The organism is Roseospira marina (genome assembly GCF_014197855.1).
Lineage (GTDB): Bacteria > Pseudomonadota > Alphaproteobacteria > Rhodospirillales > Rhodospirillaceae > Rhodospira > Rhodospira marina.
Genome location: NZ_JACIGJ010000051.1, coordinates 1 through 1,314, shown reverse-complemented (window position 1 = coordinate 1,314; position 1,314 = coordinate 1). Strand labels below are relative to the sequence as shown.

General features: G+C 64.8%; 1 protein-coding gene. It reads left to right on the top strand.

Annotated features, from left to right (window positions below):
• Positions 1–96: 96 nt before the first annotated feature.
• Positions 97–1,284, top strand: coding sequence for an IS256 family transposase (locus GGD82_RS20740; protein WP_150064316.1), 1,188 nt, complete (start codon positions 97–99; stop codon positions 1,282–1,284).
• Positions 1,285–1,314: the final 30 nt, after the last annotated feature.

Below are 1,314 nucleotides of genomic sequence, written 5' to 3'. Positions count from 1 at the left end.
GATAACGTACCATTTCTTTCGCACTTTCGGATTGGGCGGCTCCTTCTATCCTGATGGAAGGAGCTTGGAATGGACGATCAGAAGGGCGTGACACCGATGGGCCAGGTGATCCAGATCGATGAGGGACGGATCCGCGACCATCTGGGCGAGATGGTCCGTGGAACGGTGGAAGAGGCTTTGAATGCGATGCTGGACGCAGAGGCGGATCGCTTATGCGGGGCAGCGCGCTACGAGCGGTCGGAGAGTCGGCGGGATACGCGGGCGGGATGCTATGAACGGGCGCTTCACACGAAGGCCGGCGAGGTGACGCTGAAGGTGCCGAAGCTGCGGCGCCAGACGTTCGAGACGGCGATCATTGAGCGTTACCGGCGCCGGGAAAGCTCGGTCGAAGAGGCCTTGATCGAGATGTACCTGGCCGGGGTTTCGGTTCGGCGGGTGGAGGACATCACCGAGGCGCTGTGGGGCACGCGGGTGTCGCCTTCGACGGTGTCGAGCCTGAACAGGAAGATCTACGCGAAGATCGACGAGTGGCGCCACCGGCCGATCGAAGGTGACCATCCCTATCTGTACCTGGACGGGATCGTGATGAAGCGGACCTGGGCCGGGGAGGTCCGGAACGTCTCTCTGCTGGTGGCCAGCGCGGTGAACGCCGAGGGGTACCGGGAGATTCTGGGCATCTGCGAAGGCGCCAAGGAGGACAAATCCGGTTGGAGCGCCTTCCTGCGCCACCTGGTCGACCGGGGCCTGTCGGGCGTCCAGTTGGTCATCTCGGATGCCTGCCGGGGGCTGGTGGAGAGCGTGGCGGAGTTCCTGCCGGAGACCCTGTGGCAGCGGTGCATGGTGCACTTCTACCGCAACGTCTTCAGCCATGTGCCGGCTATGAAGGTGCGCGAGGTGGCCCACATGCTGAAGGCGATCCACGCCCAGGAGAGCCGGCAGGCGGCCCAGGAGAAGGCGGAGGCCGTGGAAGCGGACCTGCGCCGCCAGAAGCTGACCCGGGCGGCCGAACTGGTGGCGGAGCACATCGGTGAGACGCTGACCTACTACGCCTTCCCGGATGTCCACTGGGCCAAGATCCGGACCAACAACCCGCTGGAACGGATCATGAAGGAGATCCGCCGTCGCACTCGGGTGGTTGGCGCGTTCCCGGACGGTCAGAGCTGCCTCAACCTGGCCGCGGCCCGGTTGCGGCACATCGCCGGGTCGCAATGGTCGGCCCGCCGATACATGAATATGGAGCCGCTCCACGCGATGCAGGCCTCCTCATCCGGAGCCGTCGCGTGACGAAATGTGCGAAAGATCCTGGACGGTACC